At 33.4% G+C, this 15,963-nt stretch carries 17 protein-coding genes and 2 tRNA genes; 7 read left to right on the top strand and 12 right to left on the bottom strand.

Annotation, left to right across the window (positions count from 1 at the left end; translation table 11 throughout):
• Window positions 1-17 precede the first annotated feature (17 nt).
• The 6 genes from FNW17_RS03675 to FNW17_RS03650 all read right to left on the bottom strand — a co-directional run bounded on the left by FNW17_RS03675 (window position 18) and on the right by FNW17_RS03650 (window position 4,205).
• Window positions 18-728, bottom strand: coding sequence for an NRDE family protein (locus FNW17_RS03675; protein ID WP_144070899.1), 711 nt, complete (start codon window positions 726-728; stop codon window positions 18-20).
• Window positions 716-1,204, bottom strand: a complete 489-nt coding sequence (locus FNW17_RS03670) for a DinB family protein (protein ID WP_143391101.1) — start codon at window positions 1,202-1,204, stop codon at window positions 716-718. Before FNW17_RS03670 ends, FNW17_RS03675 begins: the two co-directional genes overlap by 13 nt.
• A gap of 2 nt (window positions 1,205-1,206) precedes the next feature.
• Window positions 1,207-1,617: a DoxX family protein gene (locus FNW17_RS03665; RefSeq protein WP_235892988.1), complete on the bottom strand. Its 411-nt coding sequence runs from the start codon at window positions 1,615-1,617 to the stop codon at window positions 1,207-1,209.
• Window positions 1,596-2,054, bottom strand: coding sequence for a YHS domain-containing (seleno)protein (locus FNW17_RS03660; protein WP_144070898.1), 459 nt, complete (start codon window positions 2,052-2,054; stop codon window positions 1,596-1,598). The genes FNW17_RS03665 and FNW17_RS03660 overlap by 22 nt, the downstream gene beginning before the upstream one ends.
• Window positions 2,055-2,159: 105 nt before the next feature.
• Complete coding sequence (locus tag FNW17_RS03655; RefSeq protein WP_143391103.1) at window positions 2,160-2,837, bottom strand: Crp/Fnr family transcriptional regulator; 678 nt, start codon at window positions 2,835-2,837, stop codon at window positions 2,160-2,162.
• A gap of 228 nt (window positions 2,838-3,065) precedes the next feature.
• Window positions 3,066-4,205, bottom strand: a complete 1,140-nt coding sequence (locus FNW17_RS03650; RefSeq protein ID WP_144070897.1) for an acyl-CoA dehydrogenase family protein — start codon at window positions 4,203-4,205, stop codon at window positions 3,066-3,068.
• 76 nt (window positions 4,206-4,281) lie between these two features.
• Between FNW17_RS03650 and FNW17_RS03645 the strand changes: the two genes are divergently transcribed.
• The 3 genes from FNW17_RS03645 to FNW17_RS03635 all read left to right on the top strand — a co-directional run bounded on the left by FNW17_RS03645 (window position 4,282) and on the right by FNW17_RS03635 (window position 6,632).
• Window positions 4,282-5,349, top strand: coding sequence for an anhydro-N-acetylmuramic acid kinase (locus FNW17_RS03645; protein ID WP_143391105.1), 1,068 nt, complete (start codon window positions 4,282-4,284; stop codon window positions 5,347-5,349).
• A gap of 77 nt (window positions 5,350-5,426) precedes the next feature.
• Window positions 5,427-6,317: an energy transducer TonB gene (locus FNW17_RS03640; RefSeq protein ID WP_144070896.1), complete on the top strand. Its 891-nt coding sequence runs from the start codon at window positions 5,427-5,429 to the stop codon at window positions 6,315-6,317.
• 114 nt (window positions 6,318-6,431) lie between these two features.
• A complete protein-coding gene (locus FNW17_RS03635) occupies window positions 6,432-6,632 on the top strand; it encodes a hypothetical protein (protein WP_143392110.1) in 201 nt (66 codons plus the stop codon).
• A 159-nt stretch (window positions 6,633-6,791) separates the two neighbouring features.
• Here the strand turns inward: FNW17_RS03635 and FNW17_RS03630 are convergent, their stop codons facing one another.
• Window positions 6,792-7,187 (bottom strand): ExbD/TolR family protein, encoded by a 396-nt coding sequence (locus FNW17_RS03630; RefSeq protein WP_126563123.1) that lies wholly within the window; start codon window positions 7,185-7,187, stop codon window positions 6,792-6,794.
• A 2-nt stretch (window positions 7,188-7,189) separates the two neighbouring features.
• Window positions 7,190-7,885, bottom strand: coding sequence for a MotA/TolQ/ExbB proton channel family protein (locus FNW17_RS03625; RefSeq protein WP_144070895.1), 696 nt, complete (start codon window positions 7,883-7,885; stop codon window positions 7,190-7,192).
• A gap of 124 nt (window positions 7,886-8,009) precedes the next feature.
• Between FNW17_RS03625 and FNW17_RS03620 the strand changes: the two genes are divergently transcribed.
• Window positions 8,010-9,230, top strand: a complete 1,221-nt coding sequence (locus FNW17_RS03620; protein WP_144070894.1) for a bifunctional folylpolyglutamate synthase/dihydrofolate synthase — start codon at window positions 8,010-8,012, stop codon at window positions 9,228-9,230.
• Between the two features lie 80 nt (window positions 9,231-9,310).
• Window positions 9,311-9,385, top strand: a tRNA-Val gene (locus tag FNW17_RS03615).
• 280 nt (window positions 9,386-9,665) lie between these two features.
• Here the strand turns inward: FNW17_RS03615 and FNW17_RS03610 are convergent.
• From FNW17_RS03610 to FNW17_RS03600, 3 genes are all read right to left on the bottom strand, one after another.
• Window positions 9,666-11,705 carry a transketolase family protein gene (locus tag FNW17_RS03610; protein WP_144070893.1) on the bottom strand — a complete coding sequence of 680 codons (2,040 nt, stop codon included), beginning with the start codon at window positions 11,703-11,705 and terminating at the stop codon, window positions 9,666-9,668.
• A 373-nt stretch (window positions 11,706-12,078) separates the two neighbouring features.
• A tRNA-Met gene (locus tag FNW17_RS03605) sits at window positions 12,079-12,151 on the bottom strand.
• Between the two features lie 206 nt (window positions 12,152-12,357).
• Window positions 12,358-13,140, bottom strand: coding sequence for a leucine-rich repeat domain-containing protein (locus tag FNW17_RS03600; RefSeq protein WP_144070892.1), 783 nt, complete (start codon window positions 13,138-13,140; stop codon window positions 12,358-12,360).
• 208 nt (window positions 13,141-13,348) lie between these two features.
• On the opposite strand from FNW17_RS03600, the gene FNW17_RS03595 reads away from it, so the two are divergent.
• Window positions 13,349-13,837, top strand: a complete 489-nt coding sequence (locus FNW17_RS03595) for a DUF1761 domain-containing protein (RefSeq protein WP_143391351.1) — start codon at window positions 13,349-13,351, stop codon at window positions 13,835-13,837.
• Window positions 13,838-13,873: 36 nt separating this feature from the next.
• Window positions 13,874-15,040 carry an 8-amino-7-oxononanoate synthase gene (locus FNW17_RS03590; RefSeq protein WP_317129764.1) on the top strand — a complete coding sequence of 389 codons (1,167 nt, stop codon included), beginning with the start codon at window positions 13,874-13,876 and terminating at the stop codon, window positions 15,038-15,040.
• A gap of 11 nt (window positions 15,041-15,051) precedes the next feature.
• Here the strand turns inward: FNW17_RS03590 and FNW17_RS03585 are convergent, their stop codons facing one another.
• Window positions 15,052-15,921 (bottom strand): diacylglycerol/lipid kinase family protein, encoded by an 870-nt coding sequence (locus FNW17_RS03585; RefSeq protein WP_144070891.1) that lies wholly within the window; start codon window positions 15,919-15,921, stop codon window positions 15,052-15,054.
• Window positions 15,922-15,963 lie beyond the last annotated feature (42 nt).

Here is a 15,963-nt window from a genome sequence, read left to right as displayed (position 1 = left end):
TTTCAAATTGGAATAACTTAAATTGTTATGAAAGAGGTTTCGAAATCTTTATTCGCAATTAAATCATAATGCAAAATAGTTGCTTTATTTTCTTCTAAAACTGCTTGTGTAATACTCAAAGTTCGCAATATCTCATTGCGATTCACAACCAAACCATTCTCTTGATTCTCTTCTTCGGTATAGCGATGAAAATAAAGCATTTCATCTTCGGAAGCATTGGGATTCGATTCTAAAAAAGCATAAAACCATTCCGAACGAATTTTTCTAATGTCTTTTTGATATAAAGTTGTTGACGACCAAACGTGATTCTTTTTCACATCCAATGGTGTAGTTTCTTTGTCACCTCCATCCCATCGCAATTGAAAAAGTTTGTTATTTTCGAATAAAACTATGGTAAATGGCTCGATGTCGGCCAAATCTATTTCTTTCCAAAACACTATTGGAGACAAGCTACTAATCATATCCAAAACAATCAATCCACGGCTTTTTCTGTAAGGTGGTCGATGATGGTGTTTTTCATTAGCTCCGTTCAATAAAACTAAAACAGTCCCAGATTCATCAACGGCGAACCAAGTTCCACCTGCTTTTGAATCCTTTGGAAAAATGATGTTTTTGTTGTTTATTAAATAATTTTTGGGTTCAATGGCACTGGGTCTAATTACTTTTTCATCTCGATTTGAGGTGATGATAGTTTTGCCATTCGAAGCAACGAAACTTACTGTACACATTGATTTCTGTATTCGATAGTGGAACGAGCAACTCCAAAATTTTTATCGATTGTAATAGTTGAATGTTGTAAAATAGCCACTTTTATCAAGGCCTGATGGTGAATACAATGCTCAAAGTTATAGAGTAATTCTCTGTAATAATTACTTTCGGTTGTGATTTCGTGGCTTTCAATCTTTTGTTTTAAAACAATATTTTTGTTCTCCTTGTCTAAATTATTTTGGATTTGCACTATTTGTTGAATAGCAAAATCAGTGTCGGTCTGGATTAAAACATTTCGTCGCCGGTCATCATAATTAATCACTCCCGATTCATATTGATTTTCGAGACATTGGAACAACTCTATTATATGTCTTATGTGCTCGCCAATACTGGAATTACTCAATTGCGCGCAAGGACTCGAATACTCGTCATTCGACAATTGCTTGAGTAGGTCAATCAATTCATCAAGATTATTATTTATGTACGATAATATCATATTTAAAATTTATACTTTAATAAATCTGAAATCTTATTTTTATTTTGAAAAACCAAAAATGAACAACAAAGAAAGGTAATTATTGCTAAAATAAAAAGCGTTCCTCCATCATTTTGCACTTCGATACCTAAAACAAATAGGTGAGAAAAAATGGCTACTGATAGTACTCCCAAACCCAATAAAGCACCTAAGAGAGTAGTTCTAGGGACTAAAATTAAAATAGCAGCAATCAATTCGGCTATTCCAGAACCAATTCGGCCATAAGGCTCAATTCCTAATTTTGTGAAAATAAAGACACTTTCATCAGCTCCAGAAAATTTAAAATATAAGGTTTGCAATAAAATTACTGCTGCAACAATACGGACAATCCAAGTAAGTGTTTTCATGTTTATCAGTTTATTGTTTTTTTCCAATTAGTTTCTGCTTTTTTCTTCAAATTCACTTCGTCTTTATTCCAATTTTTCAAGGTGTTGTTAAAGAAGGCATTGTAAAACAAATACAATTTACCCTCAATAATTTTAAAAGTTTCTGGATTAATTGTGACTTTATCGCCTGAACTTCCCATTGCATAAGCACACCAACCCCCAAATTGGGGTTCGTAACTCATAGGTTTTTTTAGAAAAGTATCTCTATTTGAAACCGATGAAAAATTATAAATTACTCCTTCAAAGGTTGCTGAAATTTCTTTATTCCCTTTTGATGGTTTTCCTTTAAAATAAGCTACAGGATCATAACCTTGAATTGCAATTTTGTTTTCAAGATTGAACGCTGTTGCTCTTTTGGTGGAAGTTTGAGCAGCAATTGTCATTGTTAAAAATGACAGAAACAGAATAAAAATTGGTTTGTTCATTGTGATAAGATTTAAAATGTTGATTTATAAATTCTTTAGCAAAGATATTTAGAATCAAAAACAACATTTGTCGGCTAGTTTACAATGGCGGTAAAATAGTTGGAATTATAATTTGGTAATATCATCAATCAAAATTTCTTTTCTAGTATAAAAAATTAATTGATTTTCTTCCATTTCGTTTAGTAATTGCGTTGCGGTTTGGCGAGAAGTACCAATAATTTGAGCAATATCGGCTTGGGTTAAGTAGTTTTCGATAGTGACTTTATTTCCGTCTTTCTTGCCTTCTTTTTCTGCCCATTCTTTTATGAATGTAAACAAACGGGTTTTGGCATCTTTAGACATTAAATTGGAATAATTGTTTTTGATGCGTTTCATTTTAAGTCCTACAAACTTGGTATACGTCAAAGCCAAATTGGGATTTTGCAACATCAAGTTCTCAAAGTCCGACATCAAGAAACTACAAATAGCGACTTCATCAGTAAGTGCTTTGGCGTATTCGTTGGAATTTTTATCATTTTCTAAAGTTAATTCGCCAAACAAATCCCCTTTTTGAATAATGTCCTTGATGGTTTCGTTTCCGTCTTCATCAATCTCCACAATTTTGATATTTCCTTTTTTGAGTAAAAATATACGAGGCACATCAGAGGAAGAGAAATAAATAATATCGCCTTTTTTTGCTTTTTTGTAGCCAACAATAATGCACAATTGTTTAATTTGTGACATACTCAATGTCCAAAACAACTTGTGATCACGCAAATACCAATATTTTAGTTCTTCGGACATAAAAAATATTTAAGTAAATGTAGCTATTTTTAAATATAAAAACCATTAAGAAATAAGTTTCGTTAAGCTTAACAATGCTTAATTTCCTTAACATCTTAATGGTTTAATTTGTTTGATTAAATCGTCAGTTTGAATGTTTTTTTGTTAAATCTTAACGATACTTTTCAAAATTTACAATTTTAAAAAAACTCGAAGTGACATAGAAAAAAAACAGTATCTAAAACTATTCTACGAAACCAATCCTCTTGATATCACAATTCTTTGAATCTCTGAAGTTCCTTCATAAATTTGAGTAATTTTCGAATCGCGCATCATTCGTTCTACGTGGTATTCCGCCACATATCCATTTCCTCCGTGAATTTGGACTGCTTCGTTAGCCACTTCTAATGCAATTTCAGAAGCATATAATTTTGCCATCGCACCCGAATGTGCAATATCTTTGCCTTCCTCTTTTTCGCAGGCGGCTTTCATAATTAATAGTTTGGCTGCGGTAATTTTTACATACATATCGGCCAATTTAAAGGCTATTGCTTGATGTTTGAATATTTCTTTGCCAAAAGCTTTACGCACATGCGAATAGTTTAAAGCCAATTCATAAGCTCCAGTGGCAATGCCCAATGCTTGAGATGCAATCCCAATCCTTCCTCCATTTAATACATTCATCGCAAAAGTAAAACCGAAGCCATCCGCGCCAATTCTGTTTTCTTTTGGAATTTTTACATCATTAAATAATAAGGAATGTGTGTCAGATCCACGAATACCCATTTTTTTTTCTTTGGGACCAATATCAAAACCTGCCCATCCCTTTTCTACAATAAAAGCATTGATTCCTTTATGTCCTTTTTCGACATCTGTTTGAGCCATTACTAAATAAGTTGATGCTGTTCCTCCATTGGTTATCCAGTTTTTGGTTCCATTCAATAAATAGTGATCTCCCATATCAATGGCCGTAGTTTTTTGAGAACTTGCGTCACTACCAGCCTCTGGTTCAGACAAACAAAAAGCGCCAATAACATCTCCTTTGGCTAATGGAACTAAATATTTTATTTTTTGTTCTTCACTACAATATTTTTCCATTCCGGCACAAACCAGAGAGTTATTTACCGACATAATTACTGCTGCCGAAGCATCTATTTTTGCAATTTCGGTTATGGCTAAAACATAGGAAATACTATCCAATCCTGAACCACCATATTTAGGGTCAACCATCATTCCTAAAAACCCAAGTTCCCCCATCATTTTTACTTGCTCGGTCGGAAATTTAGAATGCTCATCACGTTCAATTACACCGGGTAACAATTCAGTTTTAGCAAAATCTCTAGCGGCTTTTTCCACCATTAATTGTTCCTCGGTCAGATTAAAGTCCATAATTATTTGAAATAAAAGTTGTGATTTTTGTAATAATTTCAACAAAGATAAATTTTTAATTCTGTAAATTTGGCTAATGAAAAAAAATAACTACAACGTTATCGGAGTTATGTCGGGAACCTCACTTGATGGTGTTGATTTAGCCCATATTAAATTCTATTTAGAAAACAACAATTGGTCTTTCGAAATTATTGAAAGTGAAACCATTGGCTACAGCCAAAGTTGGATTAATCATCTGAAATTAGCTGTAGATTATTCTGAAATTGAACTGGAAAAATTAAACAAAGAATACACAAAACTTCTTGCTTCCATTATATCCTCTTTTATCGAAAAGCATAAAATTGAAAATCTAGATGCTGTTTGTTCTCACGGTCACACCATTTTGCACCAACCTCAAAATGGTTTGACTTTACAAATTGGCAATTTACCTGAAATAGCTACTTTAACAAATCAAACTGTAGTTTGCGATTTTAGAGTTCAAGATGTAAAATTGGGTGGTCAAGGTGCACCTTTGGTGCCCATTGGCGATAGAATTCTGTTTTCGGAATACGATTATTGTATGAACTTGGGTGGTTTTTCGAATGTTTCTTTCGAATTAAATGGCAAACGAATCGCCTTTGACATTTCGCCAGTAAATACGGTTTTGAATTATTATGCCAACAAATTGGGGCTGGATTATGACGATAAAGGGCAGCTTTCCAGAACAGGAAAAATCAATACTGATCTATTGAATAAATTAAACGCATTGGAATATTACCAACAAAAATTCCCGAAATCATTGGGTTTTGAGTTTGTAAAAGAAGTTGTTTTACCAATAATCGAAAGTTACGAAATTCCAATTGAAGACAAATTACGAACTTTTACAGAACACGTAGCTTTGCAAATCGCTTTGGCTTTGCAAGATAAAACTGGACAACTTTTAGCTACAGGTGGTGGTGCTTATAATGATTTTTTAATGGAACGAATTCAATTCCATTTGCCTGAAATGAAACTCATTATTCCGTCAAGAAAAATTCTGGAATTCAAGGAAGCTTTAATCTTTGCATTGCTTGGCGTTTTGAAATTAAGAGATGAAACCAATGTTTTGAGCAGTGTAACAGGTGCAAAAATGGATCATAGTTCTGGGGAAATTTATAAACCATAGCACCTAATGTTTTCTACTTCTAATAATTTTTAGTAATTTTCAACGTTTTACTAAAGTATCTTAAATTTTAAATTTAAATGAGTTCCACCATTTCATCTGACCAAAAGAAATCATTAGCAATATCCGTACTTTTATATGGAACACTATTGATGATTTTATTCTTCATCCGTTTTTGGCCACCCTCAAATTTAGAAGAATTGATTGGTGCCGGCGGCGGCGGCGGTGGCGTTACGGTAAACTTTGGCGATAGCGATTTTGGCTCAGGAGCTAATTATAAAAGTGAAGTTTTGAACGTAAAAAACCAAGCCAAACAAACGCCTGCAAAATCTACACCTGACGAATCTATTTTATCTCAGGAAAATTCCACCGAAGAAAGTGTAGTGATTCCGCAAAAAGAAAAACCATTAAAACCAACACCCGTTTTAAAAGAAGAACCAAAACCAGTTGTGGTAAAACCAAGGGTTTCTAACAATACCAATGATGCTCTGTCTAGTATTATGAAAGGCTCTAATAAAGGCGGTGACGGCGATGATAAAACCGCAGGAAATAAAGGAAAAGCGAACGGGAGTTTAAGCTCAAACGGATATTATGGATCAGGAGGCTCTGGCGGCGGAACCGGTGGAGGAAATGGAACTGGCAACGGAATTGGCACAGGAAGTGGTTACGGCGCAGGAAGTGGCGGAGGTTCTGGAAATGGAAGTGGTTATTCGTTAGGAAACCGAAAAGCTATTTCGAAACCTGCTCCAAAATATACCTGTAATGAATCTGGAAAAGTGGTTGTCGAAGTTTCTGTAGATAGAAATGGAAGAACCATTGATGCCATTGCCGGAATAAAAGGAACTACCAATACTGCAAAATGTTTACTGGATCAAGCGAGAATTGCCGCAATGAATACCCGATGGGATGCCAGCAGCGATGCACCGGAGAAACAAGTGGGCAAGATTGTTTATAATTTCAATTTGAATTAAAATTGGGACGAGGAAGCGGATTGACACAGATTTAAATAGAAAATGCCTCGGAATTTAAAACCGAGGCATTTCCATATAAAAACGCTATGAAATGAAATTATATTGATCGAGCCTATGGCTCTTTTTTTTCTATTCAATTTCATTTTGGACGGATTAAAATCCGTCCCTACAAAATATGTCGAGCCTATGGCTCTTGAAGATAAATATTATAAAAGTTCCGTAGGAACGACACATTTTGTAGTAACGGATTTTAATCCGTTGAAATGGAATATAAAGTTGAGTCCCTACAAAATGTGTCGAGCCTATGGCTCTTGAAGATAAATATTATAAAAGTTCCGTAGGAACGACACATTTTGTAGCAACGGATTTTAATCCGTTGAAATGGAATATAAAGTTGAGTTGAGTTCCGTAGGAACGACAGATCTCTTATCAACGTATTTCAATCCGTTGAGCCCCAAATAAATGACAAATCATTTATTTTGGACTAGTAGCAATCACAAACTTCAAGTTATTTCTAACGCCAATTTGTAACACATCAACTAAATCTTGAACTTGTAAATTGAAGGGAATTCTAACAATAACGGTTTGATCTTTTTCATTGTTCATTTTGGTCATTAAAGTCATTTCTAATTCTTCGAAAGCAACAGCTTGCTTGTCTATGTAGAATTTCTTGTCTTCGGTAACGGATAAACTAATGTATTGTTTGTTGGTTTTCTCGTTAGATTTGGCTTTTGGCAATGTCATCTTAATCACATTTGGATTCGCCAAAGTGGATATAATCAGGAAAAACAACAACAAGAAAAACATAATGTCACTCAGCGAAGACGTGGCGACTTCGGCGTGGAATCTTCTTTTTCGTTTTATTGACATCTCTATGATTTTTGAATAATATTAGCAAATTCTAGTATTTGCTTTTGAATTTTCAAAGCAAAATTATCAATCTTTCCGTTCAATAAATGGTATCCACTGTAAGCAATAATACCTACTAACAATCCAGCACCACTACTAATCATTTTTTCGTACAATCCTCCCGAAATATTGCCAATACTGATATTCTCGGTAACCGAAATACTGTAAAATATTTTGATTACTCCCGAAATGGTTCCGATAAATCCTAATGTTGGCGCAATCCCAGCGATAAGTCCGAGTTGTCCCAAATGTTTTTCCATTTCGCCAATTTCTATATCGGCAGCGCGATCCATATTCGATTCAATTTCTGCTATAGGCCTGCCAATTAATAAAATTCCTTCTTTTATAACATTTCCAGAAGATGTATTATTTCTCTCGACGATTGACAATGCTCTATCCAGCTTGCCAGAATTAAGATTATCTCTGACATCTCGCATCATAAGAGGATCTATTTTTGACGCTTTATGAATGAATAAATAACGTTCTATAATCAAATAAAAAGTGTAAAATAAGAGAAATGCAATTGGAATTAAGAAAAACCCACCTTTTAAAATAAATTCTAAAACGGATATTTCATTATTTGTTGCAATTTTTTCTATAACAACACTTGAAGTGGCATTTGCGATAGTATCGGCTTGTAATTGTATTAAACTAAACATATATTATTATTTTACTCATTAATTCTAAAAATTATTTGAAATTTGCACTAAAGATACTTTTCGATCTACTATTAAACTAAAAAAAACGAAAAATATTTTAAATACCCCTTATTTTATTAGAAAAATGAACTATCAAGAAACCATAAACTGGATGTTTAATCAATTGCCGATGTACCAACTTCAGGGCGCTTCGGCTTATAAAAAAGATTTGACAAATGCCTATTTACTGGCAAATCATCTAAACAATCCAGAGAAAGTCCTTAAATGCATTCACGTTGCAGGAACCAATGGCAAAGGTTCCACTTCGCATATGTTGGCTTCGATATTTCAGGAAGCGGGGTATACCGTGGGTTTATACACATCGCCCCATTTAAAAGATTACAGGGAACGCATCAAAATTAATGGAATTGAAATTTCAGAAAATTTTGTATGTGAATTCATTACTAAAAACAAAACTTTTTTTGAAGCCAATGATATGAGCTTCTTCGAAATGACGGTGGGTTTGGCTTTCGAATATTTTGCCAAAGAAAAAGTGGACATTGCCATTATCGAAGTGGGAATGGGCGGAAGATTAGACGCCACTAATATTATCACACCGCTAGTTTCAGTGATTACAAATATTGGATTAGACCACACTCAATTCCTAGGAAATACACTTGAAGCAATTGCATTTGAAAAGGCAGGAATTATAAAACCTAGAATACCAGTTGTTATTGGCGAATATACGAATGAAACAAAACCTGTTTTCTTGGAGAAAGCAAAATTGAATCAATCGGAAATTTATTTTGCTTCGGAATTAATAACTGTAGATACACCTTCAGATTTATTAGGAGATTATCAAATGCACAATAAGAAAACGGTGATCCAAACCATTGAAATAATAAATTCACAAAAAGAATTTATTATTTCGCAAGAAGATATTATTACTGGTTTATTGAATGTCGTTAAAAACACTGGACTTCTTGGAAGATGGCAACAACTGGGTACGTTTCCAAAAATCATTTGTGATACCGCTCATAACAAAAATGGATTGGAAATCGTGATGAAGCAAATCCAAAAAGAAAAATTTGATACTCTGCATATTGTTTTGGGAGTGGTAAACGACAAAGATTTAAATGAAATATTGCCATTATTTCCAACAAATGCCATTTATTATTTCTGCAAACCCAATATTCCACGCGGATTAAATACTAAAATTCTACAAGAAAAAGCGGCAATATTTAAACTCAAAGGAAAAGCATATAATTCTGTTTCAGAATCTTACACAAAAGCATTACAAAACGCTTCAAAAACTGACTTGATCTTTCTTGGGGGAAGTACCTTTGTTGTTGCAGAAATTTTATAGTTTTTTAATATTTTGCTTGTGAATATAAAAAAGAGATGTATATTTGCACTCGCAATAACGCAAGAAATTGCAACCCGAAAGGGCGATTAGCTCAGCTGGTTCAGAGCACCTCGTTTACACCGAGGGGGTCGGGGGTTCGAACCCCTCATCGCCCACAAAAAACTTCATTAGAAATAATGGAGTTTTTTTTATTTAGTACGTATAGAAGCCATGGTTTTGGATCAATCCCAAAACCTGTTTATCGATTTCAATTAAAGAAATTAAAATATAAAAACCCTATAAATCATAAGATTTATAGGGTTTTCTATTAAAAAGATTGAACTTATTCTAGTTATTTTGATTTTTAAAATCAGCAAAAAAGTTAGCCAAATCAAATCCGTCTTGGCAACAAACAATATCTGAATTGCGGAAAATAGTAAAGTTCAACAGGTTTTATTATTTACTTTCTTCGATGTATTTTAGAATTTCTTTTGAAGCACTTTCAGGATTGAATCCAAATTTTTGATCCAAAACACTTGCTGGTGCCGAATAACCAAAATGGTCTAATCCAATCACTTTTCCGCTATCGCCTATCAATCCTTCTAAGTTTACAGGAAGTCCAGCGGTGAGCCCGAAAACTAATTTCCCTTTAGGAATAACGCTTTCTTGGTATGCTGCTGATTGTTGTTTGAACAACCCTTCAGAGATGATAGAAGCTACATTCACTTTCAAATTATTCTCTTTTTCCAAAATCGCTGCAGCATCCATAAGTGTAGAAACCTCCGAACCGTTGGCAAATAAAGTAATATCTGGATTTGGTGTTGACTTCACTAAATAACCTCCTTTATTAGCTTCTGTTGCCTCTTGATATCTTGAAGCTCCTGTTGCTGGAATGTCTTTAATGTTTTGTCTTGAAAGTATTAAAGCGGTTGGTGTCGTAGTGTTTTTCAAAGCCATATCCCAAGCTACTGAAGTTTCGATAGCATCGGCAGGGCGAAGTGCCAATAAACTTTGGTGACCTGAATGGTTTTTGATTTTTTCCATCAAACGCATTTGTGCTTCTTGCTCAATGGGTTGGTGGGTTGGTCCGTCCTCTCCTACTCTAAATGAATCGTGAGTCAAAACATATTTCACTGGCAATTCTTGAATGGCAGCCAATCTTATAGCTGGTTTCATATAATCTGAGAATACAAAGAATGTAGCCACCACAGGAACTACTCCTCCGTGAAGGGCGATTCCGTTTGCGATAGCAGTCATTGTCAACTCAGCAACTCCAGCTTGTAAAAAAGCACCTTTGAAATTATTTTTTTGCAGAACAGTCGTTTTTTTCAAGAAACCATCCGTTTTATCACTGTTGGATAAATCCGCTGAAGAAACAATTACGTTTTCTAAATTTTCTGCTAAATATCCTAATACTGCCGAAGAAGCTTCTCTTGTAGCCACATTTGCTTTTTGAACTACTTGGCTCAAATCTAAATCAGGAAGAACACCAGAAAGGAACATTTCCATTTTTTGTGACAAAGCTGGGTTTGCTTTTTTCCAAGCAGCAATAGTCTCTTTTTTTATTGCAGCATTCGCCACTTTTTTAGCCAATACTTCTGAATAATACGCTTGAACATCTTCGTAAATATCAAAAGAACTTTCTGGATTGGCTCCTAAATTGATTAAGGTTTGTGTAAAATCGGCTTTAGTGTCACCAATTGGTTTTCCGTGCAATTCGCATTCGCCTTCGTACATATCACCATTGGCCAAAACGCAACCTTTACCCATAATGGTTTTACCAATAATCAAAGTAGGTCTTTCGGTTTCTGCATTGGCATCGTCTAATGCTTTTCGGATTTGCTCGTGATCGTGACCGTCGATATTGATGACTTTCCATCCCCAAGCTTCATATTTCATTGTTGTGTCTTCGGATGTAACTTCGTCAGTCATAGAAGAAAGTTGCACATCATTCGAGTCGTAGAACATGATAAAATTATTCAGTCCTAAATGTCCAGCAATTCGACCAACTCCTTGAGAAATTTCTTCTTGAACTCCTCCATCTGTGATAAAACCGTATATTTTATGTGTAAATAAACTTTCGAATCTAGCATCTAAAAATTTGGCAGCTATTGCAGCTCCAACTCCCATTGCGTGTCCTTGTCCTAGTGGTCCAGAAGTGTTTTCTATTCCTCTCAGAACATCTACTTCAGGATGTCCAGGAGTTACAGAACCCCATTGTCTGAAATTTTGCAAATCTTCTTTTGAATAATTTCCTAATAAACTATATTGTGAATACATCAAAGCCGATAAGTGTCCCGCATCCATAAAGAAACGATCTCTGAAAGGCCAATTCATCTCCGTTGGATCAAAATTTAAATATTCTGAATATAAAATGTGTAAAAAATCAGCGCCTCCCATTGCTCCTCCAGGGTGTCCTGAATTTGCCTTTTCTACCATCGATATGGCTAATGCTCTAATGTTGTCAGCGGCTAAATTGTCAATTTTTTTGTTCATGTTGTTTGTGAAATTTATCGTTTTTAGTCTCAATTTTTGTATGTAATTGTTCAAAAAAAATAGATATATCAATTAGAATATTTTAAATTATTTCTATTATTCATTCTTTGAATATAATTTATTATAAATATTTCTAACTATTTGAAAAACAAAAACCAATTTATTGGAAAGAGATTTATCAAGTCTAATTTATTATAATTCAAATCTTTCTGATAGAAATACTACATTTTTTAAACGGTGCAAAAGTAAGCAAATTAACCATTATAAAAAGTATAAAATACATAAATATTACAGATAGACACTTATTTAAATTGGACATAAAAAAAAACGGTTTAGATTGATCTAAACCGTTTTTTTACTCACTTTTTCTTAGTAGCGGGAACAGGACTCGAACCTGTGACCTTCGGGTTATGAGCCCGACGAGCTGCCTACTGCTCTATCCCGCGTTGTTTCGGGTGCAAAGATACGATGAATTTTAATAAATACAAGGGATTAATAAAAAAAAAATCATATTTAATGTATTTCACTGACTTGAAAGTACTTATACTAAAAAAGAGTTGCAGTTTTTTTAAGCATACACTTGTTATAAGAAATAAAAAAAACCGTAAAGAAGTACTTTACGGTTTGAAAATTATTAACATTATAAAAAAAACTATTCTTCTGAAACAATGGCTGTATTTTTATTTAATGAAACTTTTAAGGCTTGAGCTACTCCTTTATCATTTATCATAGTCATATTTAAAACATCTAATTTGGCTAAGTCTTTAGATACAAATCCGCTAAACTGATTGTACGAAATATTCATTTCTTTTAAATTATTCAACTTTGCAATATCAAATGGAACCAGTCCATTCATTCTATTGTCAAATAAACTTAACTGCTGAAGGCTAACCATATTTGAAATAGAAGGATTTAATGTTCCTGAAAGTTTATTACTATTTAAATACAACACTTTCAGGTTTTTCAATTCATAAATTGAGGAAGGAATTTGACCATCGATATCATTATTATATAAGGACAAGATCTCTAAATTACTTAATTTCCCAATTTCGGAAGGCAGATTTCCAGAAAGAGAATTCATAAACATTGACAATGTTTTTAAAGAACTTAATCCTCCTATGGAAGCTGGAATTGATCCTGATATTCTATTAAAAGATAAATTTAGAAATTCCAAAGATTTCAAATCTCCAATGGAATTAGGAAGAGTTCCAACTAAATTATTATTTTGCAACTGTATTGAAACAACTTTATCCTCCTGAACTTTTACACCATACCACGATGAAACTGGCGCTTTTAAATCCCATTTCGAAGTCCAATTTGCTCCATTTGTTGCATTATACAATTGAGTTAACGCATTCTTTTCAGCAATTGACACCTCTGCTTTCAGTATCAACGAAAACATTAATAGTAAGAATAATGTATATGTATATCTCATGACGTCCTTTATTTGATTAATGTGCAAGCTAAATTAGACAGTAAATAGATAACAAGCAAAAATAAACGATGAAATACACATAATTAATATAAATTATAAATTTATTCTTATAAATATTTATTCATAATAATTTCTATTTAAAAAAAAATGATTCTTTACTAAAACAAAAAAATAGTATATTTGAAATTCTAACCATAAACATAATAATATGGAATTTAACTTCTTAGCAATTTTAACTGCAGCTTTTTCCTCATTTGTAGTAGGATTTGTATGGTACAATCCAAAAGTTTTTGGAACAATTTGGATGAAAGAAGCGGGTTTCACCCAAGAACAGAGTGAGAAAGGGAATATGTTAAAAATTTTCGGCCTCTCATTTGTTTATTCATTTATGATAGCTTTTTTAATGCCCGCAATAGTTATCCATCAAATGGGAGCTATAGGAATGATAGGTGGACCTGCATTAGCAGAAACTGCCAAACCCTCCTATTTAGCTTTTATGGCGGATTATGGCGATGCTTTTCGAACTTTCAAACACGGCGCACTTCACGGTTGTATTACAGGCATTTTCCTAGCTTTACCAATTATTTGCATAAATGGTTTATTTGAACAAAAATCATGGAAATATATGGCTATACAAGCTGGATATTGGATTGTCATTTTGACAATTATGGGATCCGTAATTTGTGGCTGGAAATAATTTAACATTTAATTACAATACAATCCCTCTACATTTGTGAGCGATTTTTTTTATTTGAAAACACCACTATCCATAAAAATATATTCATCGGTTACAGAACTTCCAGCTAATTGGAATGATTTTGCTACTGAGAACATCTTTATGAGCAAAAAATACTTAGAGGTTTTAGAAAAATCAGCTCCATCCAATATGTTTTGCCACTTTATCGGATTGTTTGACAAAGACAAATTGGTTGGCATTTCACTTTCACAATTTTTAGATTTGAACAAATTAGAATCTTTCGGAGAGCGGGATCAATGCGTAAAAAATGCCATTCGAAATACAATTTTAAAAAGATTTTGTTCTCACATACTGATTATTGGCAACAATATGCTCACAGGCGAAAATGCGTTTTCGTTTTCTGATACAATTGAAAAAGTTGAAATTCTACTTTCCTTAAAAACGGCATCGGAAAAGCTACAAACCATTTTCAAAAAGAGAGGATTAAAAGTTCACATAACCACTTATAAAGACTTTCAAGAAGAAGAGTTAAAATCGTTTCATCAAGCTGGATTCAAAGATTATTTTCAATTTTCGGCTCAACCCAATATGTGTTTTGACATTCCAAATCACTGGAAATCAGAACAAGATTATATCGATGCTTTGTCAAAAAAATACCGAGACCAATACAAACGTGCTCGAAAAAAAGCCGATGGTGTAGAAAAACGAAAAATGCATCTGGAAGATATTATAAAGCACGAAGACACTATCTATGATTTGTATTTTCACGTTGCTAAAAATGCACATTTCAACACCTTTTTCTTAGCTAAAAACCATTTCAGAATTTTTAAAGAAATACTCAAAGACAAGTTCCTTTTTTACGGCTATTTTCTTGATAATAAATTAATTGGCTTCAATACAATCATCAAAAATGGAGAGGTAATGGACACTTACTTTTTAGGTTATGATGACAGTATTCAACGTGAAAAAATGCTGTATTTGAATATGCTTTATGACATGGTTGCTTATTCTATCAACAAAGGTTTTAAAGAAATTATTTTTGCCCGAACAGCTTTAGAAATAAAAAGTTCTATTGGCGCTAAGCCTCTGAAAATGTATAGTTTTGCAAAACATAGCAATCCAATTGCCGACTTAGCTTTCGAAAAAGTCTATTGCTATCTAGAACCAGATGTGGAATGGAAAGAGCGAAATCCCTTTAAATAATTAAGGACAAATCAAGGAATTGCTACTTTAATTTTGTTGGGTGAAATGCTGATTTTCAGTACCGATTCAAAGCCACAATATTCGCCATCCATCTGAAAATTTACTGGAAAATTAGTTTTTATGATTGCTTCATCTGTTGAAATAATTTCGAAATCATCAGGATTCAAAGGTGTATTTCCCATAATAAATTCACCGAAAATATATAAATCTAGATTTTTCAAAATCACCAATTCGAACATGCCATCATTCATAATACCGCCTGGATTGATGACAATTCCTGTCCCATATTTCTTAGAATTGGCAACAACAACCATTCTCGCTTCAGATTCAATTATTTGATTGTTTGCAATAATGGTAACTTTAAACGGAACTTCAATATCCAATAATGTATTAATGGATTGCAAAAAGTAACCCCATTTGCCGTGGATTTTGCTTTTTTCGTAGTTTTTAACCAATTCCGCATTCAACCCCAAATCACTCAAGTGAAAACATTTTTCGCCATTGATTACTATTGTATCCATTTCAATATACCGATTATGAAAAGCAATATCTAGATTATCCTCAAGAGTTCTCATTAAATCTAAATTAACCGCCAAACCATTGGACGAACCTGCAGGTAAAATACCAAGAATAACATCCTTATCCTCTGTTGCGTCAGCCACCATCTTTATGGTTCCGTCTCCTCCAATAATGATAATTCTTTTGGGTTTATTGATTTTATAAAGCGCTCTAATTTTTGAAACATCATCCTGTCCAGTAGTTTTATAAAGAATAATATTCAGGTTTTCTTTTGTTGCATAAGTGGCAACAGCATCAATAAAAACAGATTTATCAACAGCTCCAGAAACTGGATTTGCAACCAATAATATATTCTTTTTCAAAGTTTTAATCCTTTTATTGGTTAAAAACGACTAATTTTAACA

This window comes from Flavobacterium franklandianum (assembly GCF_007097365.1).
Lineage (GTDB): Bacteria > Bacteroidota > Bacteroidia > Flavobacteriales > Flavobacteriaceae > Flavobacterium > Flavobacterium franklandianum.
The sequence above is the reverse complement of the archived record's forward strand: the minus strand, read 5'-3'. Positions and strand labels throughout refer to the sequence as shown.

Bases quoted from the DNA above. Each gene is read 5' to 3' on its own strand.
- FNW17_RS03625 (WP_144070895.1), bottom strand. From the start codon at position 7,885: ATGTTTAGTTTAATACAATTACAAGCCGATACTATCGCAAATGCCACT.
- FNW17_RS03660 (WP_144070898.1), bottom strand. From the start codon at position 2,054: ATGAACAAACCAATTTTTATTCTGTTTCTGTCATTTTTAACAATGACA.
- FNW17_RS03630 (WP_126563123.1), bottom strand. From the start codon at position 7,187: ATGTCAATAAAACGAAAAAGAAGATTCCACGCCGAAGTCGCCACGTCT.
- FNW17_RS03655 (WP_143391103.1), bottom strand. From the start codon at position 2,837: ATGTCCGAAGAACTAAAATATTGGTATTTGCGTGATCACAAGTTGTTT.
- FNW17_RS03635 (WP_143392110.1), top strand. From the start codon at position 6,432: ATGGCTCTTTTTTTTCTATTCAATTTCATTTTGGACGGATTAAAATCC.
- FNW17_RS03600 (WP_144070892.1), bottom strand. From the start codon at position 13,140: ATGAGATATACATATACATTATTCTTACTATTAATGTTTTCGTTGATA.
- FNW17_RS03640 (WP_144070896.1), top strand. From the start codon at position 5,427: ATGAGTTCCACCATTTCATCTGACCAAAAGAAATCATTAGCAATATCC.
- FNW17_RS03645 (WP_143391105.1), top strand. From the start codon at position 4,282: ATGAAAAAAAATAACTACAACGTTATCGGAGTTATGTCGGGAACCTCA.
- FNW17_RS03675 (WP_144070899.1), bottom strand. From the start codon at position 728: ATGTGTACAGTAAGTTTCGTTGCTTCGAATGGCAAAACTATCATCACC.
- FNW17_RS03620 (WP_144070894.1), top strand. From the start codon at position 8,010: ATGAACTATCAAGAAACCATAAACTGGATGTTTAATCAATTGCCGATG.
- FNW17_RS03595 (WP_143391351.1), top strand. From the start codon at position 13,349: ATGGAATTTAACTTCTTAGCAATTTTAACTGCAGCTTTTTCCTCATTT.
- FNW17_RS03650 (WP_144070897.1), bottom strand. From the start codon at position 4,205: ATGGACTTTAATCTGACCGAGGAACAATTAATGGTGGAAAAAGCCGCT.
- FNW17_RS03610 (WP_144070893.1), bottom strand. From the start codon at position 11,705: ATGAACAAAAAAATTGACAATTTAGCCGCTGACAACATTAGAGCATTA.
- FNW17_RS03670 (WP_143391101.1), bottom strand. From the start codon at position 1,204: ATGATATTATCGTACATAAATAATAATCTTGATGAATTGATTGACCTA.